25 protein-coding genes are annotated in these 25,503 nt (G+C 57.2%); 14 read left to right on the top strand and 11 right to left on the bottom strand.

From position 1 onward, the window contains the following. Nucleotides 1–5: 5 nt before the first annotated feature. The 9 genes from EDC26_RS08645 to EDC26_RS08685 all read left to right on the top strand — a co-directional run bounded on the left by EDC26_RS08645 (nt 6) and on the right by EDC26_RS08685 (nt 8,788). Nucleotides 6–515: a sigma-E factor negative regulatory protein gene (locus EDC26_RS08645; protein ID WP_132581557.1), complete on the top strand. Its 510-nt coding sequence runs from the start codon at nt 6–8 to the stop codon at nt 513–515. Beyond that, on the top strand, nt 515–1,567 hold the full coding sequence (locus EDC26_RS08650) for a MucB/RseB C-terminal domain-containing protein (protein ID WP_132581559.1): 1,053 nt from the start codon (nt 515–517) through the stop codon (nt 1,565–1,567). The genes EDC26_RS08645 and EDC26_RS08650 overlap by 1 nt, the downstream gene beginning before the upstream one ends. Before the next feature lie 28 nt (nt 1,568–1,595). Continuing rightward, the gene (locus tag EDC26_RS08655) at nt 1,596–3,092 is read left to right on the top strand and encodes a Do family serine endopeptidase (RefSeq protein WP_132581902.1); all 1,497 of its coding nucleotides are present in this window, start codon (nt 1,596–1,598) and stop codon (nt 3,090–3,092) included. Between the two features lie 112 nt (nt 3,093–3,204). Next, nucleotides 3,205–4,998, top strand: coding sequence for a translation elongation factor 4 (gene lepA / locus EDC26_RS08660; RefSeq protein ID WP_132581561.1), 1,794 nt, complete (start codon nt 3,205–3,207; stop codon nt 4,996–4,998). Nucleotides 4,999–5,027: 29 nt separating this feature from the next. After that, nucleotides 5,028–5,915, top strand: coding sequence for a signal peptidase I (gene lepB / locus EDC26_RS08665; protein ID WP_132581563.1), 888 nt, complete (start codon nt 5,028–5,030; stop codon nt 5,913–5,915). After that, nucleotides 5,915–6,676 carry a ribonuclease III gene (rnc, locus tag EDC26_RS08670; RefSeq protein WP_132581565.1) on the top strand — a complete coding sequence of 254 codons (762 nt, stop codon included), beginning with the start codon at nt 5,915–5,917 and terminating at the stop codon, nt 6,674–6,676. Before lepB ends, rnc begins: the two co-directional genes overlap by 1 nt. Further along, nucleotides 6,673–7,560: a GTPase Era gene (gene era / locus EDC26_RS08675; protein ID WP_132581567.1), complete on the top strand. Its 888-nt coding sequence runs from the start codon at nt 6,673–6,675 to the stop codon at nt 7,558–7,560. The genes rnc and era overlap by 4 nt, the downstream gene beginning before the upstream one ends. Next, nucleotides 7,553–8,140 (top strand): DNA repair protein RecO, encoded by a 588-nt coding sequence (gene recO, locus EDC26_RS08680; protein ID WP_132581569.1) that lies wholly within the window; start codon nt 7,553–7,555, stop codon nt 8,138–8,140. The genes era and recO overlap by 8 nt, the downstream gene beginning before the upstream one ends. A gap of 51 nt (nt 8,141–8,191) precedes the next feature. Next, nucleotides 8,192–8,788: a PIN domain-containing protein gene (locus EDC26_RS08685; RefSeq protein WP_243700845.1), complete on the top strand. Its 597-nt coding sequence runs from the start codon at nt 8,192–8,194 to the stop codon at nt 8,786–8,788. 397 nt (nt 8,789–9,185) lie between these two features. On the opposite strand, the gene EDC26_RS08690 is transcribed toward EDC26_RS08685, so the two are convergent. Next, nucleotides 9,186–9,677: a DUF2165 family protein gene (locus EDC26_RS08690; protein WP_132581573.1), complete on the bottom strand. Its 492-nt coding sequence runs from the start codon at nt 9,675–9,677 to the stop codon at nt 9,186–9,188. Between the two features lie 395 nt (nt 9,678–10,072). Between EDC26_RS08690 and rarD the strand changes: the two genes are divergently transcribed. Next, nucleotides 10,073–10,951: an EamA family transporter RarD gene (gene rarD, locus EDC26_RS08695; protein ID WP_132581575.1), complete on the top strand. Its 879-nt coding sequence runs from the start codon at nt 10,073–10,075 to the stop codon at nt 10,949–10,951. A 195-nt stretch (nt 10,952–11,146) separates the two neighbouring features. Here rarD and EDC26_RS08700 read toward each other — a convergent pair whose 3' ends face one another. The 3 genes from EDC26_RS08700 to EDC26_RS08710 form a co-directional block, all read right to left on the bottom strand. Continuing rightward, nucleotides 11,147–11,857: a Bax inhibitor-1/YccA family protein gene (locus tag EDC26_RS08700; RefSeq protein WP_132581577.1), complete on the bottom strand. Its 711-nt coding sequence runs from the start codon at nt 11,855–11,857 to the stop codon at nt 11,147–11,149. Nucleotides 11,858–12,107: 250 nt separating this feature from the next. After that, on the bottom strand, nt 12,108–12,542 hold the full coding sequence (locus tag EDC26_RS08705) for a DNA polymerase III subunit chi (RefSeq protein WP_132581579.1): 435 nt from the start codon (nt 12,540–12,542) through the stop codon (nt 12,108–12,110). Between the two features lie 9 nt (nt 12,543–12,551). Next, nucleotides 12,552–14,054 carry a leucyl aminopeptidase gene (locus tag EDC26_RS08710; protein ID WP_132581581.1) on the bottom strand — a complete coding sequence of 501 codons (1,503 nt, stop codon included), beginning with the start codon at nt 14,052–14,054 and terminating at the stop codon, nt 12,552–12,554. Nucleotides 14,055–14,113: 59 nt separating this feature from the next. Between EDC26_RS08710 and lptF the strand changes: the two genes are divergently transcribed. Continuing rightward, nucleotides 14,114–15,235 (top strand): LPS export ABC transporter permease LptF, encoded by a 1,122-nt coding sequence (gene lptF / locus EDC26_RS08715; protein ID WP_132581583.1) that lies wholly within the window; start codon nt 14,114–14,116, stop codon nt 15,233–15,235. Nucleotides 15,236–15,358: 123 nt separating this feature from the next. Here lptF and EDC26_RS08720 read toward each other — a convergent pair whose 3' ends face one another. Further along, a complete protein-coding gene (locus EDC26_RS08720) occupies nt 15,359–16,291 on the bottom strand; it encodes a LysR family transcriptional regulator (RefSeq protein ID WP_132581585.1) in 933 nt (310 codons plus the stop codon). 259 nt (nt 16,292–16,550) lie between these two features. Here EDC26_RS08720 and EDC26_RS08725 point away from each other — a divergent pair, with 259 nt between their 5' ends. Together EDC26_RS08725 and EDC26_RS08730 are read left to right on the top strand one after the other, a co-directional pair. Then, nucleotides 16,551–18,044, top strand: a complete 1,494-nt coding sequence (locus EDC26_RS08725; protein ID WP_132581587.1) for a CoA-acylating methylmalonate-semialdehyde dehydrogenase — start codon at nt 16,551–16,553, stop codon at nt 18,042–18,044. 72 nt (nt 18,045–18,116) lie between these two features. Then, on the top strand, nt 18,117–19,064 hold the full coding sequence (locus EDC26_RS08730) for a CysB family HTH-type transcriptional regulator (RefSeq protein WP_132581589.1): 948 nt from the start codon (nt 18,117–18,119) through the stop codon (nt 19,062–19,064). 90 nt (nt 19,065–19,154) lie between these two features. Here EDC26_RS08730 and EDC26_RS08735 read toward each other — a convergent pair whose 3' ends face one another. From EDC26_RS08735 to EDC26_RS08755, 5 genes are read right to left on the bottom strand one after another with little or no spacing between them, the layout of a single operon-like run. Then, complete coding sequence (locus tag EDC26_RS08735; protein WP_132581591.1) at nt 19,155–19,877, bottom strand: ABC transporter ATP-binding protein; 723 nt, start codon at nt 19,875–19,877, stop codon at nt 19,155–19,157. After that, nucleotides 19,874–20,608 carry an ABC transporter ATP-binding protein gene (locus EDC26_RS08740; protein WP_132581593.1) on the bottom strand — a complete coding sequence of 245 codons (735 nt, stop codon included), beginning with the start codon at nt 20,606–20,608 and terminating at the stop codon, nt 19,874–19,876. Before EDC26_RS08740 ends, EDC26_RS08735 begins: the two co-directional genes overlap by 4 nt. Beyond that, on the bottom strand, nt 20,605–21,552 hold the full coding sequence (locus EDC26_RS08745; RefSeq protein ID WP_132581595.1) for a branched-chain amino acid ABC transporter permease: 948 nt from the start codon (nt 21,550–21,552) through the stop codon (nt 20,605–20,607). Before EDC26_RS08745 ends, EDC26_RS08740 begins: the two co-directional genes overlap by 4 nt. Further along, nucleotides 21,549–22,412 carry a branched-chain amino acid ABC transporter permease gene (locus tag EDC26_RS08750; protein ID WP_132581597.1) on the bottom strand — a complete coding sequence of 288 codons (864 nt, stop codon included), beginning with the start codon at nt 22,410–22,412 and terminating at the stop codon, nt 21,549–21,551. The genes EDC26_RS08745 and EDC26_RS08750 overlap by 4 nt, the downstream gene beginning before the upstream one ends. A gap of 25 nt (nt 22,413–22,437) precedes the next feature. Next, nucleotides 22,438–23,655, bottom strand: coding sequence for an amino acid ABC transporter substrate-binding protein (locus EDC26_RS08755; RefSeq protein ID WP_132581599.1), 1,218 nt, complete (start codon nt 23,653–23,655; stop codon nt 22,438–22,440). Between the two features lie 285 nt (nt 23,656–23,940). Here EDC26_RS08755 and EDC26_RS08760 point away from each other — a divergent pair, with 285 nt between their 5' ends. Continuing rightward, the gene (locus tag EDC26_RS08760; RefSeq protein WP_132581601.1) at nt 23,941–24,243 is read left to right on the top strand and encodes a DUF2325 domain-containing protein; all 303 of its coding nucleotides are present in this window, start codon (nt 23,941–23,943) and stop codon (nt 24,241–24,243) included. 420 nt (nt 24,244–24,663) lie between these two features. On the opposite strand, the gene EDC26_RS08765 is transcribed toward EDC26_RS08760, so the two are convergent. Further along, the gene (locus EDC26_RS08765; RefSeq protein ID WP_207915092.1) at nt 24,664–25,347 is read right to left on the bottom strand and encodes a C40 family peptidase; all 684 of its coding nucleotides are present in this window, start codon (nt 25,345–25,347) and stop codon (nt 24,664–24,666) included. Nucleotides 25,348–25,503: the final 156 nt, after the last annotated feature.

Below are 25,503 nucleotides of genomic sequence, written 5' to 3' on the forward strand. Positions count from 1 at the left end.
CTCCTATGCAAGTAGCGGCTAAACCCGGACACGACCCTGACTCAGTTACGCTGGAGTCGTCGGTTTCCGTCTGGATGGACGGTGAAGGCGATGCACTTTGCCCTGAGGGCCTTGATTCTCCTGCCGGACGGCAAATATGGGATACCTACCATTTGGTGGGCGATGTATTGCGCAACGGCGATCTTGCCTTGCACCCCTCCGATCTTTTCCTGGCGAGACTTTCCCAGGCGATAGAAGCCGAGCCGCCCATTGTGGCACCCATGCGGCACCGGCTGTCTTCGGTGCGCCTGGGCTTATCGGGTCTGGCGGTGGCGGCGGCGGTGGTTTCGGTTGCCTGGGTGGCGCTGCCTTATTTCTCCGGGGGCACTGCCGGATCGAATCCGGGCGCGACGGCCACTCAGGTGGTGGCCAGCGCCGACGATCCGGGTTTGCGCGATTATCTTGATGCGCATCGCCAGATAGCGGGCATCAGCCCGGTGCGGCAGGTGTCTTTCGACGCCGGAGATCAACGCTAATGGGTGCATTGGCCGCTCCTTCCCCCGGCGCCGGACGCTTGTACGGGTCGCGCGTCGGCGGTCTGGCGGCGGTTCTGTGTATGGCGGCAGCCTGCGTGCTGGCCGCGCCGGCATGGGCGGCGGAAGATTCGCCTCAGGCGGTTCCCGATCCCCTTGTAGCGCTGTTGCAAGAAATCCAGACGGCGGCTCGTCAGAGCAATTATTCGGGTGTGTTTACCTACCAGCAGGGCCCGGTCATGCAGTCGACCCGGGTCGTACACCGGATGGATGGGACCGGCGAGCGCGAGCTGCTCGAAATGCTCGATGGCGCGCCGCGCGAGTTCGTCAGGCATAACAACGCCGTTCAGTGTCTTATTCCCGAGAAAAAAACCATAGTGCTGCAGCGCGGGCGTGGTGATCGTTTTCCCGCTCTGCTGCTGGGCGACGGCAAGAGCATTCCCGCGCATTATGCGATCAAGAAGGGCAGGGTTCCCAGCCGTGTTGCGGGGCGAGAGTGTACGGTCATCGAGCTTAATCCGCGCGATGCTCATCGCTACGGCTACCGTTTCTGTGCCGATGTCGCCACTCATTTGCTGCTCAAGGCCCAAACCTTGGGGCTGCACCGCGAAGTGGTCGATCAGATTTCATTCACGTCTTTGCACATGGATGACACTATTTCAGACGAGCAATTGGATCCCCATTGGAAAACGGACGGTTGGCGGGTGCTTGAATCCCCTATGGCGCCCATCGATCTGGCCAAAATGGGGTGGCAGATTCCTGCTCCGGCCGGCTTCGAGACCATTACTCAGGTTTCGCGGTCCATGAATGCGGGCAGGAAGGTAAGCCAGCTGGTTTTGTCGGATGGTTTGGCGGCTATTTCAGTCTTTATAGAGCCGACAGACCGTACGCGCAAAACGGCCCCTCTTACGGGGGCCGTACACAAGGGGGCGATGAATATTTTTGGTGCGAAAATCGGCGACTACCGGCTCACCGCCATAGGCGAAGTGCCGGCAGCCACGCTGCGCGACATTGCGCAGCATGCCCAATACGCGCCGTTGATCGCTCCCCGGTAATTTCAGATACTGTCAAAGGAGTTCTATGATGTTTTCAACACATGCAGCCGATAGCAAAATTAGACGAATCATGGCTACGGCATCGGTGAGCGCGTTGCTTGCGTTTTCCGCCGTGGGTGGTGCGCATGCGCAGAGTCCGGCGGCAACGCTGGCCCTGCCCGACTTTACCGCTGTGGTCGCCAGGACAGAAGGTTCGGTGGTCAATATCCGCACCACCGAAGCCGTGCCTGTGCGCGCCCAGGGTATGGGTCCCAACAGCAACGATCCCTACGATATGTTCCGCTGGTTCTTCGGCCCCGACTTCCAGATGCCGGGTCAGCCTAGCCAGCCTGGTCAGCGCCGTCGCGCGCCTGCACCGTCTTCGCCCAGCCCGAAAGAGCACACAGTGCCTCGCGGCGTCGGTTCCGGTTTCTTTATATCGTCCGATGGTTACATTTTGACCAATAACCATGTGGTGGCCGATTCCAATGGCATCTTCGTCACCCTGACCAATGGCAAAGAATACAAGGCCAAGGTTATTGGCACCGATCCGCGCACCGATGTTGCGCTGATCAAAATCGACATCAAGGGGATGACGCCTATTCCCATTGGTGACTCCAATCAGATAAAAAAAGGTCAATGGGTCTTGGCTATTGGCTCGCCTTTTGGGCTCGATTCAACGGTGACGGCGGGCATTATCAGCGCCATTAATCGCGATACGGGCGACTACCTGCCGTTTATTCAGACCGATGTTGCCGTCAATCCTGGTAATTCGGGTGGGCCGCTCATCAATCTGGCCGGCCAGGTCATAGGTATCAACTCGCAGATTATTTCTCAGAGCGGCGGCTTTATGGGTATTTCCCTGGCCATTCCGATCGACGAAGTGATGCGTGTGGTTGACCAGCTTAAAGCCAGTGGCAAGGTGACCCGCGGCCGTATCGGGGTGCAGATTGGCCAGGTGTCTGACGACGTGGCCAAGGCCATCGGTCTTCCCAAGGCTCAAGGCGCCATGGTCAGCAACGTTGAAAGCGGTGCTCCTGCCGCAGCGGCCGGTATCAAGGCGGGCGATGTGATCACCAAGTTCAACGGTAAATCGATTGCCCACTGGACCGATCTGCCACGCATTGTTGGCGCTACCAAGCCCGGTACCGAGGTGCCCATGGAAGTCTGGCGCAAAGGTAAGATGGTGACGCTCCACGTCAAGGTGGCCGAACTGAAGGCGACGGCGGCCAAGAAGGCGGCCGAACCGAAGGCGCCCAAGGAAATTCCGACTGACTCGCTGGGCCTGAAGGTGACCGAAGTCCCTGCCGAAGTGCACAGCAAAGACAAGTTCAGCGGCGGCGTGCAGGTCACCGAAGTGGGCGAGCCCGCTGCTACGGCCGGCATTAATGTGGGCGACGTGATCCTGACGGTCAACGATGTGGATATCACCGGTCCCGAGCAGTTTGCCAAGCTGGTTTCGCAACTGAGCACGTCTCGGGCGGCGGCGCTGCTGGTTTTGCGTGGCGATCAAACTCAGTGGGTTACGATTACACCCGGAAAATAATCCGTAGAAACCGTTAAAATGCCACGATAGCCGCAAGGGAGCGCAACTATGCGCTCCTTTTTTTGTCTTGGCACAACTCATTTATTCCGCGCTATGCGGCTTTGTCTGGTGTATGGATCATATCCGCAACTTTTCTATTATTGCCCACATCGACCATGGCAAGTCGACCCTGGCTGATCGCCTGATTCACCGTTGCGGAGGCTTGGCCGATCGCGAAATGTCATCCCAAGTGCTTGATTCCATGGAGATCGAGCGTGAGCGCGGGATCACCATCAAGGCGCAGACGGCCGCGCTGCGTTACCTGGCGCAAGATGGCAGTACCTACGAGCTGAATCTGATCGACACCCCGGGGCACGTGGACTTTTCCTACGAAGTCAGCCGCTCCTTGTCGGCGTGCGAGGGGGCTTTGCTGGTGGTCGATGCCTCGCAAGGCGTCGAAGCCCAGACTGTCGCAAACTGTTACACGGCGATTGAGCTGGGTGTCGAGGTGATCCCGGTGCTCAATAAAATGGATCTGCCCTCGGCCGATCCCGATGGCGCGCGCCAGGAAATCGAGGACATTATCGGCATTGATGCTTCCGAAGCCGTTTTGGCCAGCGCCAAGACGGGCGTGGGTATCGACGAGATTCTCGAACAGATCGTCGCGCGCGTGCCGGCGCCCGCCGGAGACCCGGCCCAGCCTCTGCAGGCCCTGATTATCGATTCGTGGTTCGATAATTACGTGGGTGTGGTGATGCTGGTGCGTATTGTCAATGGCGTACTCAAACCCAAGGACAAGGTGTTGCTGATGGCCAGCGGCGCTACCCATTTGTGCGAGCAGGTCGGCGTCTTTACGCCCAAGTCCGAAACGCGCAAAGAACTGTCGGCCGGCGGCGTGGGTTTTGTCATTGCCGGAATCAAAGAGCTCGAACACGCCAAGGTCGGCGACACGCTGACGCTGGCCGGGCGCCCCGCCAGTGCCGCGTTGCCGGGTTTTAAAGAGGTCAAGCCCCAAGTGTTTGCGGGGCTTTATCCGGTCGAAAGCAGCGAATACGATCAGTTGCGCGATTCGCTCGAGAAGTTGAAGCTGAACGATTCGTCGCTTATGTACGAGCCTGAAGTGTCGCAGGCGCTTGGGTTTGGTTTTCGCTGCGGCTTCCTGGGCCTGCTGCACATGGAAATTGTGCAGGAACGCCTGGAGCGCGAGTTCGACATGGACATCATCACCACCGCGCCCACGGTGGTCTACGAGGTCGAGCAGCGCGATGGCTCGGTTGCCCTTATCGAAAGCCCTTCGCGCATGCCCGAGGTGGGCAATGTGGTCGAGATACGCGAGCCTGTCGTGACAGTGACCTTGTTCATGCCGCAAGAGTATGTGGGGTCGGTCATGACGCTTTGTACGGTCAAGCGGGGCAATCAGATCAATATGTCGTATCACGGCCGGCAGGTGCATTTGGTCTACGAAATTCCCCTGGCCGAAATCGTGCTCGACTTCTTCGACAAGCTTAAGTCCGTGTCTCGCGGCTATGCGTCGATGGATTATGAATTCAAAGAGTACCGTGCGGCCGATGTGGTGCGTGTCGATCTGGTGATCAACGGTGACCGGGTCGATGCGCTTTCCATGATTGTGCACCGCTCCAACGCGCGTTACCGCGGGCGCGAGGTGGTCTCCAAAATGCGCAGCCTGATACCGCGCCAGATGTTCGACATTGCCATCCAGGCGGCTATCGGCGCCGAAGTCATTGCCCGGGAAAACGTCAAGGCCTTGCGCAAAAATGTGTTGGCCAAGTGTTACGGAGGCGATATCAGCCGCAAGAAGAAATTGCTCGAGAAACAGAAAGCGGGCAAGAAACGCATGAAACAGGTCGGCAACGTCGAGATTCCGCAGGAAGCGTTCCTGGCTATTTTGCAGGTCGAAGACAAGTAGGCACTTACAACGAGGAAGGTATGTTTGGCATGAGCTGGGATTTTGCGCTGATTTTATTTGTGCTGCTGGTGGTTACCGGCCTGGTGTGGTGTCTGGATTATTTCGTTTTGCGAGCGCGCCGGCGTGCGCGGGCGCAGGCGGCCATGGTTAATGCCGATTACGGGCTGGCGGGCGTCGATGCCCAGGAAGCTGCGCGCTTGCGTCAGGAGGCTTACGACAGGGCCAATAGCACTCCGTGGTTTATCGAGTACTGCGTCAGTTTTTTTCCGGTCATTCTCTTTGTGTTCGTCTTGCGCTCGTTTGTCATCGAGCCGTTCCGGATCCCATCGGGATCCATGCTGCCCACGCTGCAAAACGGCGACCTGATCCTGGTGAACAAGTTTCAGTACGGCATACGTCTGCCCATTATCGACAAGAAAATCATCAGCATAGGCACGCCGTCGCGTGGCGACGTGATGGTTTTTCGCTATCCGGTCGACCCCAGCGTCGATTACATCAAGCGTGTAGTGGGTTTGCCTGGCGACGTGGTGTTGTACCAGAACAAAACATTGTCCATCAACGGCCATGAAGTCGCCCATGTGCGCGCGGGCGATTATTTTGAACCGGATCGTTCCGCCTATGTGGGGCGTTACACCGAACAACTGGGGACGGTCGAGCACAGTATTTTGTTAAATAAGGAAGCGCCCCAAGACTTTATGCCTATTTCAGATTATCCTTACCGCAACAATTGCGAATATTTCAGCAATGGCGTGCGTTGTACGGTGCCCCCGAAGCATTATTTCATGATGGGCGATAACCGCGACAATAGCCTGGATAGTCGTTATTGGGGTTTTGTGCCGGATCAGAATATTGTGGGACGCGCCTTTTTCATCTGGATGAATTTCAGCGAGCCCAGCCGCATAGGCCGGTTCCACTAATGACTAGCCTTGCTTCCCTTGAGTCCGCCCTGGACTATCAGTTTCGCGATGGCGCCCTGCTCGAGCAGGCCGTAACGCATCGCAGCCATAGTGCGCACCATAACGAACGCCTCGAGTTTCTGGGTGATTCGGTGCTTAATTTCGTAGTGGCTGCGCTTTTGTTCAAACGCTTCAGCAAAATCGACGAAGGCGATTTATCGCGTTCGCGCGCCAATCTGGTCAAGCAGTCGTCCCTGGCCGACATCGCTCAAAGGCTCAGCTTGTCGCAATACCTGCGCCTGGGCGAAGGCGAGCTCAAAAGCGGCGGGTTTCGCCGCCCGTCGATTCTGGCCGATGCGGTCGAGGCCATCTTCGGCGCCGTGTTTCTCGATTCGGGATTCGAATCGGCCCAGAAGGTCATTGCACGCCAATATGCGCCCATACTGGTCAATATTGACCCCAAAACGCTAGGCAAAGATCCCAAAACCTTGCTGCAGGAATTGCTGCAGGGGCGCAAGATCGCCTTGCCGGTATATACCGTCATTGCGACGCACGGCGCGGCGCATAATCAATTGTTCGAAGTGGAGTGCAGCATCGCCAAGCTTGAGATCACTGTAACTGCGGGCGGAGCCAGCCGGCGGGCGGCCGAGCAGGCTGCCGCTACCCTGGCTATTGCGGCGGTCGAAGCGCTGGCTCCGCCCAAGGGTTCCCGCGGCGGGGCGCGGGCGCGCAAATCGACGCAATTGTCCTTACCGGTGGCTGTGCCCCAAGAGACCCAATGAGCGATGCTTTCCGCTGTGGTTTTATTGCGTTTGTGGGCCGGCCCAATGTCGGCAAATCGACGCTGACCAATGCGCTGATCGGCAGCAAGATTTCGATTGTGTCGCGCAAGGCGCAGACCACGCGCCATCGTATTCACGGCGTGTTGACGCGCGACCATGAGCAATTTGTATTTGTGGATACGCCGGGTTTTCAAACACGCCACGGCGGCGCCATGAACCGCATGATGAATCGCGTGGTGACGCAGGCGCTGGCGGAAGTGGATGTCGTTGTGCACGTGGTGGAGGCCGGCAAATGGTCTTCGGGCGATGCGCAGCTGCTACCCCTGCTGCCCAAGGGTGGGCAGACCATTCTGGCCATCAACAAGGTCGACGCGCTGAAAGATAAAAATGCGATGTTCGCCTACGTGGGCAAGATCATGGCGCAATTTCCCTATGCCGCTGTGGTGCCCGTCAGTGCTTTGCGTGGGGTCCAGCTTGAGAATCTGCTGACCGAAATTGGCAGCCGCCTGCCCGAGGGCGAAGCCATGTTCGAAGCCGATACCTTGACGGACCGGCCGATGCGTTTTATTGCCGCCGAGCTGGTGCGTGAAAAGATTTTCCGCTTGGTGGGCGATGAACTGCCCTACGGCTGCACGGTGGTAATAGAACAATGGGAAGAAACCGACAAGGGTGCGCGGATAGCGGCCTGTGTGATCGTTGAGCGCGAAAGCCACAGGCCTATATTGCTGGGAACGGGCGGTGCGCACATGAAAAGAATTGCCTCCGAAGCGCGCCACGATATGGCCGAGCTGTTGGACAAGCCGGTGCATCTGGAGGTGTACATCAAGGTGCGCAAGGGGTGGTCGGATCGCGAAGGGGCCCTGCGCGATTTAGGGTATGAGTAGACGCGGACAGCGCGTCCACGAGGCGCGTGGCTATCAGCTGCACGCGGCGCCCTGGCGCGAAACGTCGCTGATCGTTCAAGCTTTTACACGCGAATACGGTAATGTAGCGCTGGTAGCGAAGGGGGCCAAAAGGCCTTATTCGACTCTGCGCCCTGTCTTGTCCATGTTTCAGCCGCTCGAGCTGTCGTGGAGCGGCGCGGGCGAGGTCAAGACGCTGACGCGCGCCGAGTGTGCCGGAGTCTGGCCTTTGGCGGGCCGTGCTTATATGTCGGCGTGGTATATGAATGAATTGCTGCTGCGCTTGCTGCCGCGTGAAGATCCGCATGCAGTGCTGTTCGATGCCTACGACGCCGCCTTGGCGCAATTGGCGCAAGGGTCGTCGGCGGCCGGCGCGCTGCGGCGTTTCGAATGGATACTGTTGACTGAAACCGGTTATGGGGTGGAGCAGCCTGTTCCCGATTTTGACGATGCGCGTGCGGAGCCGGATTTGCGTGCCTCTTTGCGCGAGCGGCTCGATGAGCAATTGGCGGGGCGTCCGTTGTTGACGCGCAAAGTCCTGATGGAGCTGCAACGGTATTGATGGCGCAGTGGGCGGGCCGTGTGGGTGGCGCAGGTTTCAAGGAGCGAAGGGGTGGCCGAATTGCCTGATGTAGTTGTGATCGACACCTGTGTGCTGATTTCCAGTGTATTGCGCCGTGTGCTGCTTCGGCTGGCGGGCGAGAATTGTTTTCGTCCTGCATGGAGCCCGATTATCGGTGATGAGTGGCGCCGCACGGCGGCGCATTTATGGCAGGCATCGGCGCCCGATTTACAGGTCCAGTGGGAGGCTTTGCAAACGGAGTTTCCCGATGCAGATCAGGGAGACGTTTCGGCCTTCAAGGGCGGTTTGCGTCGCAGTGATCCCAAGGATTGGCATGTGATCGCCGCTGCGCGGGCTGCACAGGCCAGGTGGCCGGTCGCGTCGGTCGCGGTTCTGACGCGCAATATCAAGGATTTCAATCGTACTGAGCTGCATGGGCTGGGGCTTGCTCTCTATGACCCCGACAAGTTTTTGCTGCAGTGCTGGCAGAACTATCCCGAGGCCATGCAGCGTGCCCTGGAGGCCATTCCATTGGACCTGCTGGCGGTAGGTAGAGAGGGTGAGCCGATTGGCGAAACCCTAAAGCGCGAACGCCTGTTTCGTTTGAACAAGGCCTGTACGTGCTCGTCGCTAGAATCTTCTTTCTAAACCCGCGGCGTGCCCGGTTAAGGCGGGTCGGGCTCCGACGGGCACGGTCATGGCTGCGCCATGACTCCCCGCGCGCAGGGCCGGCTTCGGGGCGGCGTGCGAACTCGTGGGGCGAATAGCCCACTGGGCTATTCGCAAACGTCCCACTCAAACAGCGCACGCCTTGCCTCCCCGAAGCCGGCCCTGCACGCGGCGCGCCCAAGTCGCCCGCCCCACCTTAACCGGGCACGCCGCTTGTGTAGTGGATGTTGGCGGCATTGTTGTGATTTTATTGGCGTGCTCGTTGCTAATGTTGGCGTGCTCGTTGCTTGTAGTGGCAGCCCTTGTGGCTGCCATTTTTTTGTAGCGCCACCCCTTGGGACAAGCAGGTCGCTCTCGAGTTAATTTTCCTAGCGCTTCATTTATCGCCGTCTTTTTGCACGAGATAGATCAGCACGACGCCGATAGTGGTAAAAAACTGGAACGCATTGGTTACGCCGTTCCACTGCTTGGACATCCACATCCCAAACCACTCGCCGCCGATAGACATGAAACCCACCTGCCAAACCAGAAAACCCAGTGTCAGGCCAGCAATGGCGGTGCTTTTCAGACGATTGAATTCAGGGGCCGGAGCGTTGACCCGCTTCAGCAGACGGATGGCACCGATCCAGCACAGTATGGCCGTAACCGTCTCAAGCACGATAATGAAGATATAGGCCACGTGGTGTAGAAAAACGGAATCAATGGCACGGTACTTGATGGTCGCGTCTGGAAAGATGGTATCCATCATCAATACATGGCTAACAAACGCAAAGTTGCTGCCATAGTCGGTAATGTTGCCAAAAGCGACCAGCGATGCGAATAACGCAATCGCTGCCACCAGCAAAATTTTTGAATATCGGACGAACATCGTTACCCCTTCGTTTGATCTGCCGTAATGAAAGCGGTGTTCGGGTAAAAAGTCCCACATGCATGATATGAGGTGGGGAGAATCTTAGGCTCGATATGGCATCGTTGCAATAAGTAAGTCAGCACGCCTTTTGGGTGCCATCTGTATTTCTACGCGCCACTTTTTAGAATGATGATTTATATTGATGCGTCATGAGGGATGGCATTATTTTTTTATGTCATTATCCGTCGATGCGATGTTTGGCAGCCACAAGGGCTGCCGCTACATTATTCACGGTCACGTTTTTGTAGCGACAGGCCTTGTGCCTGTCATTTTGTAGCGCCACCCCTTGTGGGTGGCATAGGCGGGTAGGCTTTGTTCAGTCAATGGTTCAGGAGTTTTTCAAAAGGGTTGATGTGAAGCAAGGCATCGCGTTATCGGTTTTTTCTTCCGCACTATTTGCCGGACTTTACTATTACACCGTCCTGTTGTTCCCCCTGACAGGCGAACAGATTTTTGCCTGGCGCGTTCTGCTGGCGTTGCCCGCCATTGCTATTTTGGTCTCTCGCAATCGGTCATGGGACGATATTGCGCAAATAGTGCGCCGGCTGCGCTGCGGGTGGCGGCTTTGGCCGCTTCTTTTTACCAGCGCTGCCTTGCTGGGGGCGCAGTTGTGGCTGTTCACCTGGGCTCCTTTGCATCAAAAGGCCCTGGACGTGTCGCTGGGCTATTTTTTATTGCCGCTTTCCATGGTGCTGGTGGGCCGCTTTTTTTATCAGGAACGCCTTAGCCGGGTGCAATGGCTGGCGGTAAGCGTGGCGATGGTGGGGGTGGCGCACGAATTTATCCGCGTGGGTTCGTTTTCGTGGGCGACGGCTTTGGTCGTGTTCGGCTATCCACCGTACTTCATGCTGCGCCGCGCGCTACGCTTGCGTTCGCTGACGTGCTTGTGGTTTGACATGTTGTTTTTGACGCCCGCGGCGATTGTCGTCCTGGCATCGCAAAACCCGGGTTTGATGGATCAGGTTTTTCAGTATCCCCGCCTTCTGGGCCTGATTCCTTTGTTGGGGGTCATTAGTTCGACAGCCCTGGTTTGTTATCTGTCGGCCAGCCGCATGCTGCCTTTGGGTTTATTCGGAATCATGGGCTATGTCGAACCCGTTCTGCTGTTCTGGGTGGCTTTCCTGTTGCTGGGCGAGGGTATGACAGCCAGCGCTTGGTGGACTTATATCCCGATCTGGATCGCCGTGGTGCTGGTGGGTGCGGAGGGGTTGTGGATTTGGGTGAAGCGGTAAGGTTCTATTTGTAGCGCCACCCGTAGCGCCACCCCTTGTGGGTCGCAGAACCTTGGCAATTGAAACGGCATCTTTCTATAGAAAAATGGCACCCACAAGGGGTGCCGCTACAGGGGTGCCGCTACAAAAACGTGACCGTGAATCATGTAGTGGCAGCCCTTGTGGCTGCCATTGAACCGGTGCTTGCGTTAGCGCCTAATTGCGGTTGCCGCCAAAAATTCCCAGCAGCATCAACAAATTGACGAAGACGTTGTAGAGGTCCAGGTAAATAGCCAGGGTAGCGGTGACGTAGTTGGTTTCGCCGCCGTTGATGACGCGTTGCAGATCGACCAGCAGGAAGGCCGAGAAAATGACGATGGCCATGACCGACACGGTCAGCATGAGCGCGGGCAGCTGCAAGAAGATGTTGGCCAGCGAAGCCACGATGAGCACGACCACGCCGATAAACAGGAATTTTTGCAGGTGCGTGAAATCGCGTTTGGTCGTGGTGGCGATGCTGGCCATTGCGCCAAACACGACAGCGGTGCCGCCGAACGCCAGCATGATGAGTTGTGCGCCGTTGCCCAGGCCCATGATGCGCCCGAGCAGTTGCGACAACATGACGCCCATGAAGAACGTGAAGGCCAGCAGCAGGACGACGCCCATGGAGTTGTTCTTGTTGCGCTCGACCAGGAACATCAGGCCAAAGGCGCCTGCCAGGAAAATAATGGCGCTGGTGCCTGGGTTGGCGCCCATGGCATGACCGACCCCCAAGTGCATACCCAGCATTGCGCCCAATACGGTGGGGATCAGCGACAGTGTTAGCAGCCAATAGGTATTGCGCAGCACGCGATTGCGTACGACTTCCCCGGGGGCGGTCGTATAGGTGCCGCGAGACGGCAGCGGGGCTTGTTGGAAATCGCTCATAGTAAATCCTTTAATATCGGCGGGGCAGTATGCCAACCGATGCCAAAATGGAGGTCTCTAGGATACCTGACAAACAACTGAATTTGCAAGTGAGCCAGAGGGTAAAGTCATCTTGTACAACCTCTTATCTTACTCTTAGAGTGATGGGGACGCACTTGGTTCCCGTTGGACGGCAGCTTGCTGCCGGCATGTCATGCGTGCAAGGGCGATGGCACCCACAAGGGGTGCCGCTACAAAAACGTGCCCGCCGCTACGTATTCGATACGTCGTGCGCGCAGGGGGTGTGCCCGTCGGCTTGATACTGGCGCCAGCGCAGGCGGGCAGCCTGTTTGTCCTCGGGTTTGTCGGAGACGATTTCCAGGATGCGCTCGAAGCCTTCTGCGCCAGGTGGGCATTGGCTATCGAGGTTGAGCAGCCAGGCGGCCGGCGCGCCGTGCCGGGCAGGCTGCGGCGGGTCGGCCGTGAGCCAGACGGGGGTGCTGGAGGCCAGCGGGTCGTCGGCCCGGACGTGCGGCACGAAAGCGGTGGGGTCGAAGCCCCACAACTGGCGGTCGAAGTCCCCCAGCATTTGCTCGTCCCGGCAATATACGATGAGGCTGCGCGACGCCAGGTAGTGTTTGTGCGCGACCTCGCAGGCCATGCGCAAGCGGTCCTGGGCGCCAAAGGCGAAATCGACACGGGCCATTTGCGCTGTTTACGCCTGGTTGAGCAAGTACTGAACGAGCAGGGGAACGGGCCGCCCGGTGGCGCCTTTTTCCTTGCCGCTACGCCAGGCGGTGCCGGCAATATCCAGATGAGCCCAGGTGTAGTTGCCGGTAAAGCGCGACAGAAAGCAGGCGGCGGTTACCGATCCGGCCGGTGGCCCGCCGATATTGGCGATATCGGCGAAGTTGGAGTGAAGCTGCTCCTGGTAGGCATCTTGGAGCGGCAGGCGCCATGCGACGTCGTTGGCGTCGCGGCCTGCTTGCAGAAGGCTTTCGGCCAGAGCGTCGTTTTTGCTGAAGAGACCCGAATTGACGTGGCCCAGCGCAACGATGCATGCGCCTGTCAGTGTGGCGATATCGATGACGGCGGCAGGTTTGAAACGCTCGGCATAGGTGAGCGCATCGCACAGGATCAGGCGGCCTTCCGCATCGGTATTAAGGATTTCGATGGTTTGCCCCGACATGCTCGTGACAACATCGCCCGGCTTGTTGGCGCGGCCGCTGGGCAGGTTTTCGCAGGTGGGGATCAGCCCGATGACCTCCTGGTCGAGCTCGAGTTCGGCGATGGCGCGCAGGGTCCCCAGCACACTGGCGGCGCCGCACATATCGTATTTCATTTCGTCCATATTGCTGGCGGGCTTGAGAGAAATGCCGCCCGCGTCAAAGGTGACACCTTTACCGACCAGTACAATGGGCGCCTTGCGGGTTTTGTCGGCTGCGCGGGTGGCCGGGACGTGTTTGATGATGATGAAAGCGGGTGCTTCATACGAGCCGCGCGCGACAGACAGGAATGAGCCCATCTTGAGCGCTTCGATTTGTTTGCGATCCAGCACCTCGGCCTTGAGGCTTTTGAATTCTTTGGCCAGTTTTTTGGCGACGCTGCCCAGATGTGTGGGGGTGCAGATGTTGGCGGGTAAATCGCCCAGTTCCCGGGTGAGATTCATGCCGTGGGCGATGGCGGCGCCGTTTTTCAGCCCTTGTTGTGCATGGCTGGCCTGGTTGCGGGAAATGGAGAGGGCGAATTTCTTTAACCGGGGCGCGGGTTTCCGGTCGCGTTTGCCCAAGGTGGCGTCATAATGATAGATGGCGCGTCCCACAGCGACGGCTGCCGCCTGGGCGCGATTGCGTACGCTGGCGTCAGCGCATTCGATGGACGCGAGGGTGGACACCCCTTCGGCGAGATTGGCTTGCACGCAGTAGTGGGCGAAGGTGAATTCGGCACTGGCGTGCGTAGTGGCGTTGTAGCGGTCTTGCTGGCCCAGGCCGATTAAAATGACTCGGGCGGCGGTAACCCCCGGAATGTTGCGCAAAACCAGATGGGTACCGGCTTTGGCCGGAAATTCGGATTTAAGCGTTTCACGGACTGCGCCGTTGCTCGCGCGATCGATAATGTCGGCGGCTGCGCTCAGGATTCCGTCGGTAAAAACGCCCACGGCCAGGGCAGCGGTTTTAATTTGATGCAAGGAGGCGGTGGTCTGTGTGCTAAATTCCATTCGAATTTCCAAAAAGTGCGTCGTACAGGATTACTCGCGATTATCTCGCATATTTTCACATGTCACTATTTAAACGTTCCGTAGTATCCGAAATCATGAGTCATGCGGGCGTGGTGTTCTCCACGCTGCTTATTGTATGGCTTAGCGTGTTGCTGGTGCGTTTGCTGGGGGAGGCCGCCAACGGCACGATCGGCGCCGACGTGGTGTTTGGCCTGGCGGCGTTCTCGAGCATTACTGCGCTACCTGTTATTTTGTCGGTGTCGCTCTTTATTGCTGTATTGACCACGGTAGCCCGGAATTTCCGAGAGTCTGAAATGGTGGTTTGGTTTGCCAGCGGTCTGTCGCTCAAGGATTGGGTCGGGCCGGTATTGCGTTGCGCGGCTCCGGTCGCGGTGGCGATTGCGGTTCTGACGCTGGTCGCTTCGCCCTGGGCGTATCGCCAGATCGCCGAGTACCGCCAGCGCTATGAACAGCGCTCCGATCTGTCCAAGGTGACGGCGGGGCAATTCATTGAAACCGACAACGGCGCGCGGGTGTTTTTTGCCGAAGACCCCAGCAAGCCGGGCGATCAGCTCGGTCACGTGATTGCCCGGGTCATCGAGCCCGATTGGCTGACCGTGATTTCTGCCGATAGCGCCCGGGTAGAGACCGAGGCCAACGGCGACCGCTTTCTGATACTGGATCGCGGTCATCGCTACGATTTGAAGCCGGGCAAGCCTCAATTGCGTCTGTTCGATTTCAGGCGCTATGGCTTTCGGCTTGAAAGCAAGAATGACGCTGGCTCCGTCAAGGTGGCGCGCGAAATGGCCGAGCGTCAGCTCAAGGCGCGGCCCACCGACCAATTGGTTGGCGACAATACCAATACGGCACGCTCTCAGCTGATGTGGCGCCTTTCTTTACCGCTGGCGGCGCTGAATCTGGCTTTGCTGGCTATTCCGCTGGGAGCCGTCAATCCGCGCCTGGGCCGTTCCGGCGATATTCTGGTGGCAGGCCTGATCGGTTTGCTTTATATGAATCTGATCAATCTGTCGCGCGGCTGGGTCGGCAGCGGCAAACTGAGCTTTGACGTGGGCCTATGGGTGGTGCACGGCGCATTTACGCTTTTGATGGCGGTCATGATGTGGCGCAAGCTGCGTGTCAAGGCGCCGAAGAAAGGGGCGCAGGCCGTAGCCATTACGTAATGGCAGCACGAGGGCTACCTCTACGAGAACCAACCAGAATGTGTAGCGCCACCCCTTGTGGGTGGCAGGATTTTGGCAGCCACGAGGGCTGCCGCTACATTGGCAACGGGTGCGCTGGTAAATCTATGGCGCCGCTTCAGGCAGATAGAGCAGCCGGTCCGATTTTCCGGCCAGCAGGGGCTCGTTGAGCGATACGGTTTTTTTCAGGAAGTCCCACAGGGCCATGACACGCTTGGAACGGCGCAGGTCTTCGTGGCAGTACATCCAGAAGCTGCGCTTGACGGTTATTTCGTTTTCCAGCACGGCCTGCAGGCGTGGATCCTGGGCCGCCATGAAGCATGGCAGGATCGCCAGCGAGTGGCCTTGCAGCGTTGCGTGGTATTGGGCAATCACGCTGGTGCTTTTGAAAACAACGCGGCTGTTGGGCACGATATCGTCCAGGTAGCGCAAGCGGTCGCTGAACAGCAGTTCTTCCACGTAGCCGATGAAGGTATGGCGCGCCAGGTCGCTGTGCGTGGCAACGGGGCCTTTGTGCGCCAGGCAGTCCACGCTGCCGTAAAGTTTTAGCGAGTAGTCGATCAGCTTGGTGCATATGTACGGTCCGCGCTGCGGCTGCTCGAGCGAGATGGCGATATCGGCTTCGCGTTTGGACAAACTGATGAAACGCGGCACGGGCATGATGTCCAGGGTGATGGCAGGGTAGCGACGCTGAAAATCCACCATGAGTGGAGTCAGGACATAGTTGCCGAACCCTTCAGTCGACCCCACCCGCAGGTGCCCGGATAGCGTTTGTCCGATCCCCGAGAGCTCTTCGCGTGCTGAAAACAGGGTGCCTTCGATTTGTTCGGCATACGTGAAAAAGCGCAGCCCGTCTTCGGTAAGAGTGAATCCGCTGGCTTTGGATTTATCGAACAGCACGGTGTCGAGCTCGTGCTCCAGGGTCTGGATGCGGCGCGAAACCGTGCTGTGCTGCACCCCCAGGCGCACGGCGGCCGCACTGACGCGCTGGGTTCGGGCCACTTCCAGAAAATAACGCAAGCCGTCCCAATCCAGCATGTGTGTTCCTCGTCTGCGGACTGCGTCTGCGGCGCCGCCTGTTGTGCAATTATTAGCAACCAATGTGCAAATATTGTGATGGAAATAAGTTTTTTACACAACTACACTGGGCAAGTGCGCAGTGTCTACGTCACAGGAGCGCTTGTCACGCCCAAAATATAAAAGATAAATTGGTCAAGAAGTAAGATATCAACAAAAACGCCGAACGATCGTCCATTTACCATACTGAGCGCATGGTGCATGCGCCAAGGAGCTATTCATGAGTGCTGTACCTCGTATCCCTTTACTGATTGGCGGCAAGCTGATCCAATCAAAAACAACCGATTGGCGGGATGTTCTTAATCCCGCCACCCAGGAGGTGGTGGCGCAAGTGCCGTTTGCGACCCGGGAAGAGCTGGATCTGGCGATAGCCGACTCCAAGAAAGCCTTTGCACAGTGGCGTAATACCAGCCAGGCTGCTCGTGTGCACGTCATGCTGAACTTACAAAAACTGGTGCGCGACAACACGAAGAAATTGGCCGAATTGATCACGCTCGAGCATGGCAAGACCCTGCCCGATGCCGAGGGTGAAGTGGGCCGTGGCCTTGAAGCCATCGAGCACGCTTGCTCTATGGCGACCCTGCAATTGGGCGAATACGCCGAGAATGCAGCAAGAGGTATTGATGTTTATACATTGACTCACCCGCTTGGGGTGTGTGGGGGAATCACAGCGTTCAATTTTCCCATCATGTTGCCATGCTGGATGTTTCCCATGGCGGTTACGGTCGGCAATACCTTTGTATTGAAACCTTCCGAACAAGACCCCAGTTCGTCGCTGCTATTGGCTGAACTCGCGCTCGAAGCAGGATTGCCGCCTGGAGTGTTGAATGTGATCCATGGCGGCCCTGAAATCGCCAATGGCTTGTGTGATCACCCCGATGTCAAAGCTATCTCCTTTATTGGCTCTACCCATGTGGGCACCGAGATTTATCGTCGCGCGGCCGACAACGGAAAACGTTGTCAGGCGGGGATGGGCGCTAAAAACCATTGCGTGATTTTGCCTGACGCAGATCGTGATGCCGCATTGAATCAGTTGCTTGGCGCGGCATTTGGGGCGGCGGGCCAACGCTGCATGGCAACGTCGGTGGCCGTGCTGGTAGGCGAAGCGCGTAATTGGCTGCCCGACTTTGTCGAACGGGCTAAAAAGCTCAAAGTCGATGTCGGCTCCGATCGTGATGCGGATCTGGGCCCGTTGGTTTCAGTAGGTGCGCGTAAACGCGTAGAGGGCCTGATTCAAAAAGGCGTGGACGAAGGGGCAGAGCTGCTGCTCGATGGCCGCAATATCAAGGTTACCGGGTACGAAAAAGGCAATTTTGTAGGGCCGACGATCTTCGGCGGAGTGAACGCCGATATGACCATTTACCGCGAAGAGGTGTTTGGGCCGGTGCTGGATGTGGTCGGCGTGGACACGCTCGATGAGGCGATTGAGCTCATCAACAAGAATCCCAACGGCAATGGCGTCGGGGTCTTTACGCAGGATGGCGGGGTGGCGCGCTATTTCCAGAACAATATTGATGTGGGCAACATCGGCATTAATCTGCCTATTCCCGTTCCGGTTGCGTGGTTCGCCTTCACGGGCTCGCGCGGTTCAAAACTGGGCGATCTGGGTCCCAATGGGAAGGAGGGGTTACGCTTCTGGACTCAAACCAAAACCGTTACGGCCCGCTGGTCGCCGCATACCACCGGTGTCAATACAACCATTTCCATGAAGTAAGTATATAACTATAAATAATTAACACTATATTTTATATAACATATAATAGCCCTTCCTATAGGGCTATTTTTTATGAACCTGCAACAATTTCGCTTTGTACGCGAGACTATACGGCGTAATTTCAACCTGACGGAAGCCGCGCGTGCGCTTTTCACCTCGCAGCCCGGCGTATCCAAAGCCATTATCGAGCTTGAGGCCGAGCTGGGCGTAAAAATCTTCGAGCGCCATGGCAAGCGTATCAAAGGTCTGACCAAGCCAGGCGCGGTGGTGTCGGTGGTTATCGATCGCATCATGCGTGAACTCGACAACCTGAAAAAGGTCAGCGACGAGTTCGCGCGCCGTGACGAGGGCGGGCTGGTGATTGCCTGTACCCATGCTCAGGCGCGCTATATTCTTCCCAAGGTCATTCCGGCTTTTCGCAAAAAATTTCCCAAGGTGCATCTGTCGCTGGCCGAAGGCAACCCGCCGCATCTGGCGCAGATGGTGCTGCATGAACAGGCCGATGTCGCCATCGCTACCGAGACCCTGGATGAGACGCCGGGCCTGGCCGCCTTGCCGGTTTATTCCTGGGAGCACGCCGTGGTCGTGCGCCCCGATCATCCGCTGGCTGAACTGAAATCCAGCGCCGCCCGAAAGTTGACGCTCGAACAACTGGCGCAATATCCCATCGTGACTTACGACCGCGCTTTTTCAGGTCGCAGGGCGATTGATAGGGTCTTTGACGAGAATGGCGTAACGCCCGATATTGTGCTTGAGGCGATCGACGCCGACGTGATCAAAACGTATGTGGACGTTGGGATGGGCATAGGAATCATTGCCGGCATGGCGTTCGATCCGCGTCGCGACAAAGGGCTGGTGGGTCTGCCTGTGGGGCATTTGTTCGGCACGCATGTCACCAATGTGGCCATCAAATCGGGCGTTTTCCTGCGCGATTATGTTTATGTTCTGCTGGAAATGCTGGCGCCTGAATTGACCCGCGAGGTCGTACAGAAGGCGCTTGATGAGGTCAAGATCCCGTAGGTTTTCGTAGGGGAAGTGGCACCCACAAGGGGTGCCGCTACATTAACGACAGGTGCGTTTTGTAGCGGAACCCCTTGTGGGTGCCATTCCTTACAGTCCCAGATAGGCCTGCTGCAGCGCCGGGTCGTCGATCAGTTCCTTGGCCGGGCCTTGCCGCACGATCTTGCCGGTCTCGACCACGTAGCCGCGGTCGGCGGTGGCCAGCGCCAGATGTATATCCTGTTCCACCAGCAGCACGGTAACCCCTTGCGCCCGGATGCTGACCAGCACGTCCATCAGTTGGTCGACGATGATGGGTGCCAGCCCCAGGCTCATTTCATCGACCATGAGCAGGGTGGGTTTGGCCATCATGGCGCGCGCCATGGCGCACATTTGCTGTTCCCCGCCCGACATGCTGCCGGCGATCTGCTTGCGCCGTTCGGCCATCCGCGGAAACAGGGTGTAAATTCTTTCCAGGTCTTGTGCCACTTCGCTGCGGTTGCGGCGGTGATAGGCACCCATCAGCAGGTTGTCCTGCACCGACATGCGGTCGAACAACTGCCGCCCTTCGGGAACTTGCACCATGCCCAGCGCAAAGACCTGATCGGGTGTGTAGTGATTGATCGGCGTGCCGCTATAGTGGATTTCGCCGCTGCAGTTGATCAGGCGCGACAGGACGCGCAGCAACGTTGTCTTGCCGGCGCCGTTGCTGCCTACCAGGGCGACAATTTCGGAGGGAAAAATGTCCAGATCGATACTCTTCAATACCGACATCTCCCCATAGCCTGCCGACACGCCGCTCATGTGCAGCAAGGGGGTAGGGCTTTGGCTCATGTGCGTTTCTTTCCTAAATAAGCTTCAACGACGGTGGTGTTGGCGAGCACTTCGTCGGGGGCGCCATCGGCGATTTTTTCTCCATGGTGCAAAACCATGATTCGGTCCGATAGGGTCTTGATAGCCTTGATGACGTGTTCGATGACGATGATGCTGATCCCTTGGCTGCGCACCTTGCGAATCACCTCGATGACTTCGTCGATCTCGACCAGGTTCAGCCCGGCCATGACCTCGTCGCACAGCAGGATTTGCGGCTGCATGGCCAGCGCCTTGGCCAGCTCCAGCCGCTTGCGGTCCGGGCCGCCCAGTTCTTCGGCGCGATGATCGATGTGTTTGCCCAGGCCCACGAAATTGAGGCATTCACGGGCTTTTTCGCGGGCGACCCGCAATTTCTTTTCGCCGCCGCCGCGCCCGAACAAAGCGCCGACCGCCACGTTGTCCAGTACCGACAGGCCTGGAAAGGGCCGCATGATCTGAAAGGTACGGCCTATGCCCAGGCGCGCCCTTTGGTAGGCAGGAACCGAGTTGATCGACTTGCCCAGGAAGAAAACTTCGCCTTCGGTCGGCGCCAGGGTGCCGCTTATCAGGCTGATCAATGTCGTTTTGCCGGCGCCGTTGGGGCCAATAAAACCCAGTATTTCACCCTGATTGAGCGTGAAACTAACGTCGTTGACGGCCAGCAGGCCCGAAAAACGGCGGGTCAGGTGACGTGCTTCTAGTATGGCTGTCATAAGCGGTTGGCCCGAATGTTTTCGATAAAGTACCGCCAGCCTGAGAGGTGAAAGCGCCGTATGACATCGGTCAGGCCGCGTGGCATGAGAACGACGGCAATGACGATGACCACACCGAAAAATACGCCTGCAACGCTGGTGACTTCGCTGGACAGGACTTCAGAAATGGCTGACAGGATGAATGAGCCGATGATGGGTCCCAACACGGTGCCGGGGCCTCCGAAAACGGCCATGATGATCATTTTTACGTTAAGGCCCAGATCAAACGCGCTCACCGGATCCAGGAATGTGATCCAGTAGGCCTGAATACCCCCCGCCAGTGCAGTGAAAATACCGGCCAGCGCGAAGGCCATGACCTTGTAGCGGGTAGTATTGACCCCCATGACCACGGCGCCTTCCTCATTTTCACGAATGGCGATCAGGCCGAAACCGAAGCGGCTGTGCGCCAGCCAGTACACGGTAAGTGTGGTGATGATCAGCAAGCCCAGCGATAGCTCGTAGAAAAACCGGTCGTTATTCAGCGGAGGCAGTACCAGACCAATGTTTTCTCCGGCCAGCGGAATGTTGGACACGATGGCGGTCATGACCAGAGCCAGGGCCAACGTGGCAATGGCGAAATAATGGCCTCGCAAACGTAGCACGGGCAAGCCGAGGACGACTGCAAATATAACGGCAAGCAGCACCCCGAAGGCCATGCCAACAGCAAACGGCAGATGCCACTGAACCATGGCAATGCCCACGCCGTAGGCCCCCAGGCCGTAAAAGACGGAATTACCGAACGATGCATAACCGGTATAGCCGCCGATAATATTCCAGCCTTGAGCCAGGACAGCCAGTAATAACGTACTGATGCCGAACTGGATTATGACGTCCGATCCATACCACGGCAGTAGTCCGAGGGCGATGATGACAATTGGAATCAGAATAATGGGTAGCTTTTTCATGCTGTTTTCCCGAGCAAACCGCTAGGTCGAACGATAAGCACCAGTATCAAAATCCCGAAGCTGGCAACGTCGGTGTAGGTCGGCCCTATGTATAACGCGGTCAGGGCTTCCACGATTCCGATGATCAGGCCGCCAACGATAGCCCCCAATGGCGAATCCAGGCCGCCGACGATTGCGATGGCAAATGATTTGACGGTGAGTGACGCACCAATGTATGGGTTGATTTGCGATACGGTGCCGTACAAGCCGCCGGCCGCACCGGCCAGGGCCAGCCCCAGCCCGAAAGTCACCGCATACAGATGGCGTGGCTCCACGCCGTATAGCCGCGCAGCCACCAGGTTTTGCGCCGTTGCGCGAATGGCCCGCCCCAATCGGGTGTGCAGCAGAAAAATCCACATCGCCAGGGTCAATACCAGCGCCGCCCCAAATGCGGCAAATCGCACGAGCGGGATGGTTACCGCCCCGAGGGCAAAACTGTTTCCGGCGTAAGATGGATTGATCGTTTTGAAGTCCGCCGAGAAGGCCAGCTGAACCACATATGTCAGGATGACTTCAATTCCAAAGGTAATCAGCAGCGTGTTGAACATCGGCGCGCGCGTGATCAAATTCAGTATGCCTCTTTGAATGGCGTACCCTACGCCAAACATTATGATTGCGGTGATCGGCAGGCTTATAAAGGGGTCCAGATGTAAATAGGTAAACAGATGCCAGGAAATATAGGCGCCCACCATAATAAAGGCGCCGTGGGCGAGATTGACAATATTCAACACGCCCCATACCAAGGCCAGGCCGAGCGCCATAATGGCGTACAGCCCGCCTTGCAGGATTCCGTTGACGAGGACTTGCAAAAGTAAATCCACGTTAACTCCTCTTAGTCATATAGATTTAACGGCCGGACCACGAGGGCATGGGGTACTGAACTGGCGTGAGGAAGTTTGTGCCGTTGAATACAGATTTGAGCACGCCGTTTTGCACCTGAATGACGGTTTGATCGAGGCTGATCTGCCCCGATGGGCTGAATGCGATCTTGCCGTACAGGCTCTCGAAATTGCTGGCGGCGATGGCATCGCGTACTTTTTTAGGATTCAGCGAATTGGCTTTTTCGATGGCGTTTACGATGGTTTCAACGTCGCTGGCGCCGGACGCCGCGTGGTAGTCAGGCTCGTAGCCATATTTGGTCTTGTAGGCGGCCGCGAACTGGACGGCGTCGCCGAACCATTTATCCTTCAGCGATGCGTCGGGGATCCAGGCGGTCATGCCGAATGCGTAGTCGGCGTCTTTACCCAGCGCTTTGCGAAAATCCTGGCTGGGAACGCCTACCGTGAAGGAGTACATTTTTGGCGAAACATTCAGGCTCTTGGCCTGACGGACGAAATTCAAGATCCCGGTTTCGTGGCCGGAGACCAGGATTGCGTCCACCTTCTTCGCTTTGATTTGCGAGAGCAAAGAGTTGAAGTCGTTTGCGTTGTCGCTGTATTTTTCGTCGATGGTTACGTTCAACCCGGCTTTCTTGAGCAAAGGACGTGTGCCTTTCGCCACCGAGACATCGAAGGAGTCATCGGCATATAACAAGGCGACCGAGGCGGGAACAGGCTTTACTTTTTTCAGCATGGCGATGGTGCTGCCAAAATAGTCGCTGGCCGCTGGGAGCGTTCCAAAAATGTATTTGAAACCGCGCGCAAAGATCTGATCCGATGCTCCACCGCCTTGAACCATGGGGATTTGGTATTTTTCCGATACGGCCGAATCTGCGACCATGAAGTTGCTGGCGAAGCCGCCCAACAGGAAATTGACCTTGTCTTGCGAGACGAGCTGTGTGTACTGACGCACGCTTAGATTTACGTCGGACTGGTTGTCATAAAGTTTTAGTGCAAGCTTGTACTGCTTTCCGTCGACTTTGACGCCGCCGGCGGCATTGATTTTGTCGATGGTAAATTTGTAGGCGTCCTGATAATAACGGCCGGTATTTGCATTCGCGCCAGTGAGTTGTACAGACGTTCCCAAAACGATTTCAGGTTCGGCCGCACGCGCGGTGGACAACCCTAACGACAGCGCGAGCACGGTGAACGCGAAGGGCAGGGTATGGAATGTTTTCGACAGCATGATTGGACACCTCCTATCTATGTTAAAGAACGTTTTTTATTTTCCCTGTTTCGCTTGACGGCAAACTGAATTCCTTACAATTTGTCAGTTTTATTTCCTTACTCTTTTCAGAAAATTGGCGTAATTGTCCCATCGTTAGTCTGAAAATCTTTATAAGCTGTTGATTCACATTGATTTAATTTTTTGAGAGAAACTCTATCGGGGTTTTCCCCAGAAAATTTTTGGTAATTGACGATAGTAATAAGAATGATTATCATTACGTTAATTTCAATGGATGGAGCGGCTATGTCTGAACAGGTTAACGCTGTGGTGGTCGGTGCGGATCGTCTGGGTAATATCCCGGATTTGCTCAAAGGGCGCAATATTGCGATAAGACAGCACATCAGCGGTCGCGATCCCTCTCATCAAAAGAAAACGCCTACCTTGCCTTCAGGGACGGAGTTGCTGATTTTGTTGACCGATTTCCTGGGACACAATGTCATGAAGACATTCCGGGCCGCGGCGCAGCGCTCGGGCGTACGTGTACTGGCGTGTCGCCGTTCGGTTTGCAGCATGAAACAGGCGCTGGATCAGTGCGGCTATATGTAGGAGTTGTAGCGACAGGCCTTGTGCCTGTCATGGATGCGGGGGGTGTCGGCGGGCGCTGTCAGAGGCAGGCTGCGGGCCAATGAGTTTCTGGCATGCCATGACGCGAGCCGTCTATGGGGGCCGGGGCGGGGCCGGCGTAAGGCGTGCTCCGGATGCTGACGAAGGGAAGGCGGGGGCTGTCGGCGGGCCATGTCTGAGCGCAGCCGCGACAGCGGCGTAGCGAGTTTGGCCCGACGCCCGCCTGGACGAGGCAGATCCGGATCAAGCACGCCGTGCCGGTCCCGCCCCGGCCCCCATAGACGGCGTCTTCAGGTACCAATACGTCCAGCTAAATACCCAAACATCCCGTGCCGTATACAAGGTTGGCCAAAAATGCTCTAGCCATTTTGGCGGCGCCATCGCCTGGACGCCATTCACGGTCTAGCGCTGGCTGAGGGCTTCTTTGGCCAATTTTTCGGAAGAGCTATTGGCCGCCAGGCGACGGGCGCCGTTGTAGCGCTTTTTCCAGTAGGCCTCGTTCATGTTTTCCACCCGTACGACTTGGCCTCTGCGAGGTGCATGAACGAATTTATGGTCGCCTAAATAGATGCCCACGTGCGAAAAGCGGTGCCCCAGGGTGTTGAAAAAGACCAGATCGCCCTTTTTCAGGTCTTTTGGCTGGATCGATTCGCCTTTATGCGCCATCTCGGCGGCGCGGCGCGGCAATTTGAGGCCCAAGGATTTTTCGGCCGCATAGGCAACCAGGCCGCTGCAGTCGAAGCCCCGATTGGGAGCGCTGCCGCCGTAGCGATATCGGATGCCCAGGAAATGCAGGGCGGTAGAGGCCAGTGCTTTGGTAGGTTTGGAGTTTGCCGCGGGATACTGGCTGCTGTCGGCGTTGATGTCCTCGACTTTGAGGTAAGCGCCTAGGGGATCGGACTGGGTTCTTGAGAGGTAGGTGTCGCGTAGATTGAGGGGACTGGAGTCGGCGTGTTGGTTTTGTGCGTTGGTTGCGCATCCTGCCAGGGCCATTGTGGCGGCAAGTATCAGGCATTTGCCGGCGCGCCAGAGATTCTGATGAGTGAGCGTTGAGGATAGCTGGGTCAGGAGTCGATGTGGCGGCATAGTCTTCGATGTATGGCCGCGCCTTACCCAGCATTTTTACAACGTTAGTGTTAACGGAATGTAAATGTCCCTGGATTCAGCGCAAAATTGGCGGTTGGTTTTAATAAGTGGGGTCGAGTTTAACTAATCTTGTCCGGCACGTAAAGCGCTCCCGGC

The sequence above is a fragment of the Paralcaligenes ureilyticus genome (genome assembly GCF_004346225.1).
Taxonomy (GTDB): domain Bacteria; phylum Pseudomonadota; class Gammaproteobacteria; order Burkholderiales; family Burkholderiaceae_B; genus Paralcaligenes; species Paralcaligenes ureilyticus.

Excerpts from the sequence above, each read along its gene's own strand:
- EDC26_RS08645 (WP_132581557.1), top strand. The coding sequence starts at position 6 with ATGCAAGTAGCGGCTAAACCCGGACACGACCCTGACTCAGTTACGCTG.
- EDC26_RS08655 (WP_132581902.1), top strand. The coding sequence starts at position 1,596 with ATGTTTTCAACACATGCAGCCGATAGCAAAATTAGACGAATCATGGCT.
- EDC26_RS08725 (WP_132581587.1), top strand. The coding sequence starts at position 16,551 with ATGAGTGCTGTACCTCGTATCCCTTTACTGATTGGCGGCAAGCTGATC.
- EDC26_RS08760 (WP_132581601.1), top strand. The coding sequence starts at position 23,941 with ATGTCTGAACAGGTTAACGCTGTGGTGGTCGGTGCGGATCGTCTGGGT.
- lepA (WP_132581561.1), top strand. The coding sequence starts at position 3,205 with ATGGATCATATCCGCAACTTTTCTATTATTGCCCACATCGACCATGGC.
- EDC26_RS08765 (WP_207915092.1), bottom strand. The coding sequence starts at position 25,347 with ATGCCGCCACATCGACTCCTGACCCAGCTATCCTCAACGCTCACTCAT.
- EDC26_RS08740 (WP_132581593.1), bottom strand. The coding sequence starts at position 20,608 with ATGACAGCCATACTAGAAGCACGTCACCTGACCCGCCGTTTTTCGGGC.
- EDC26_RS08650 (WP_132581559.1), top strand. The coding sequence starts at position 515 with ATGGGTGCATTGGCCGCTCCTTCCCCCGGCGCCGGACGCTTGTACGGG.
- rnc (WP_132581565.1), top strand. The coding sequence starts at position 5,915 with ATGACTAGCCTTGCTTCCCTTGAGTCCGCCCTGGACTATCAGTTTCGC.
- recO (WP_132581569.1), top strand. The coding sequence starts at position 7,553 with ATGAGTAGACGCGGACAGCGCGTCCACGAGGCGCGTGGCTATCAGCTG.
- EDC26_RS08745 (WP_132581595.1), bottom strand. The coding sequence starts at position 21,552 with ATGAAAAAGCTACCCATTATTCTGATTCCAATTGTCATCATCGCCCTC.
- EDC26_RS08705 (WP_132581579.1), bottom strand. The coding sequence starts at position 12,542 with ATGGCCCGTGTCGATTTCGCCTTTGGCGCCCAGGACCGCTTGCGCATG.
- EDC26_RS08730 (WP_132581589.1), top strand. The coding sequence starts at position 18,117 with ATGAACCTGCAACAATTTCGCTTTGTACGCGAGACTATACGGCGTAAT.
- EDC26_RS08700 (WP_132581577.1), bottom strand. The coding sequence starts at position 11,857 with ATGAGCGATTTCCAACAAGCCCCGCTGCCGTCTCGCGGCACCTATACG.
- EDC26_RS08735 (WP_132581591.1), bottom strand. The coding sequence starts at position 19,877 with ATGAGCCAAAGCCCTACCCCCTTGCTGCACATGAGCGGCGTGTCGGCA.
- EDC26_RS08755 (WP_132581599.1), bottom strand. The coding sequence starts at position 23,655 with ATGCTGTCGAAAACATTCCATACCCTGCCCTTCGCGTTCACCGTGCTC.
- EDC26_RS08720 (WP_132581585.1), bottom strand. The coding sequence starts at position 16,291 with ATGCTGGATTGGGACGGCTTGCGTTATTTTCTGGAAGTGGCCCGAACC.
- lepB (WP_132581563.1), top strand. The coding sequence starts at position 5,028 with ATGAGCTGGGATTTTGCGCTGATTTTATTTGTGCTGCTGGTGGTTACC.
- EDC26_RS08690 (WP_132581573.1), bottom strand. The coding sequence starts at position 9,677 with ATGTTCGTCCGATATTCAAAAATTTTGCTGGTGGCAGCGATTGCGTTA.
- EDC26_RS08710 (WP_132581581.1), bottom strand. The coding sequence starts at position 14,054 with ATGGAATTTAGCACACAGACCACCGCCTCCTTGCATCAAATTAAAACC.
- lptF (WP_132581583.1), top strand. The coding sequence starts at position 14,114 with ATGTCACTATTTAAACGTTCCGTAGTATCCGAAATCATGAGTCATGCG.
- era (WP_132581567.1), top strand. The coding sequence starts at position 6,673 with ATGAGCGATGCTTTCCGCTGTGGTTTTATTGCGTTTGTGGGCCGGCCC.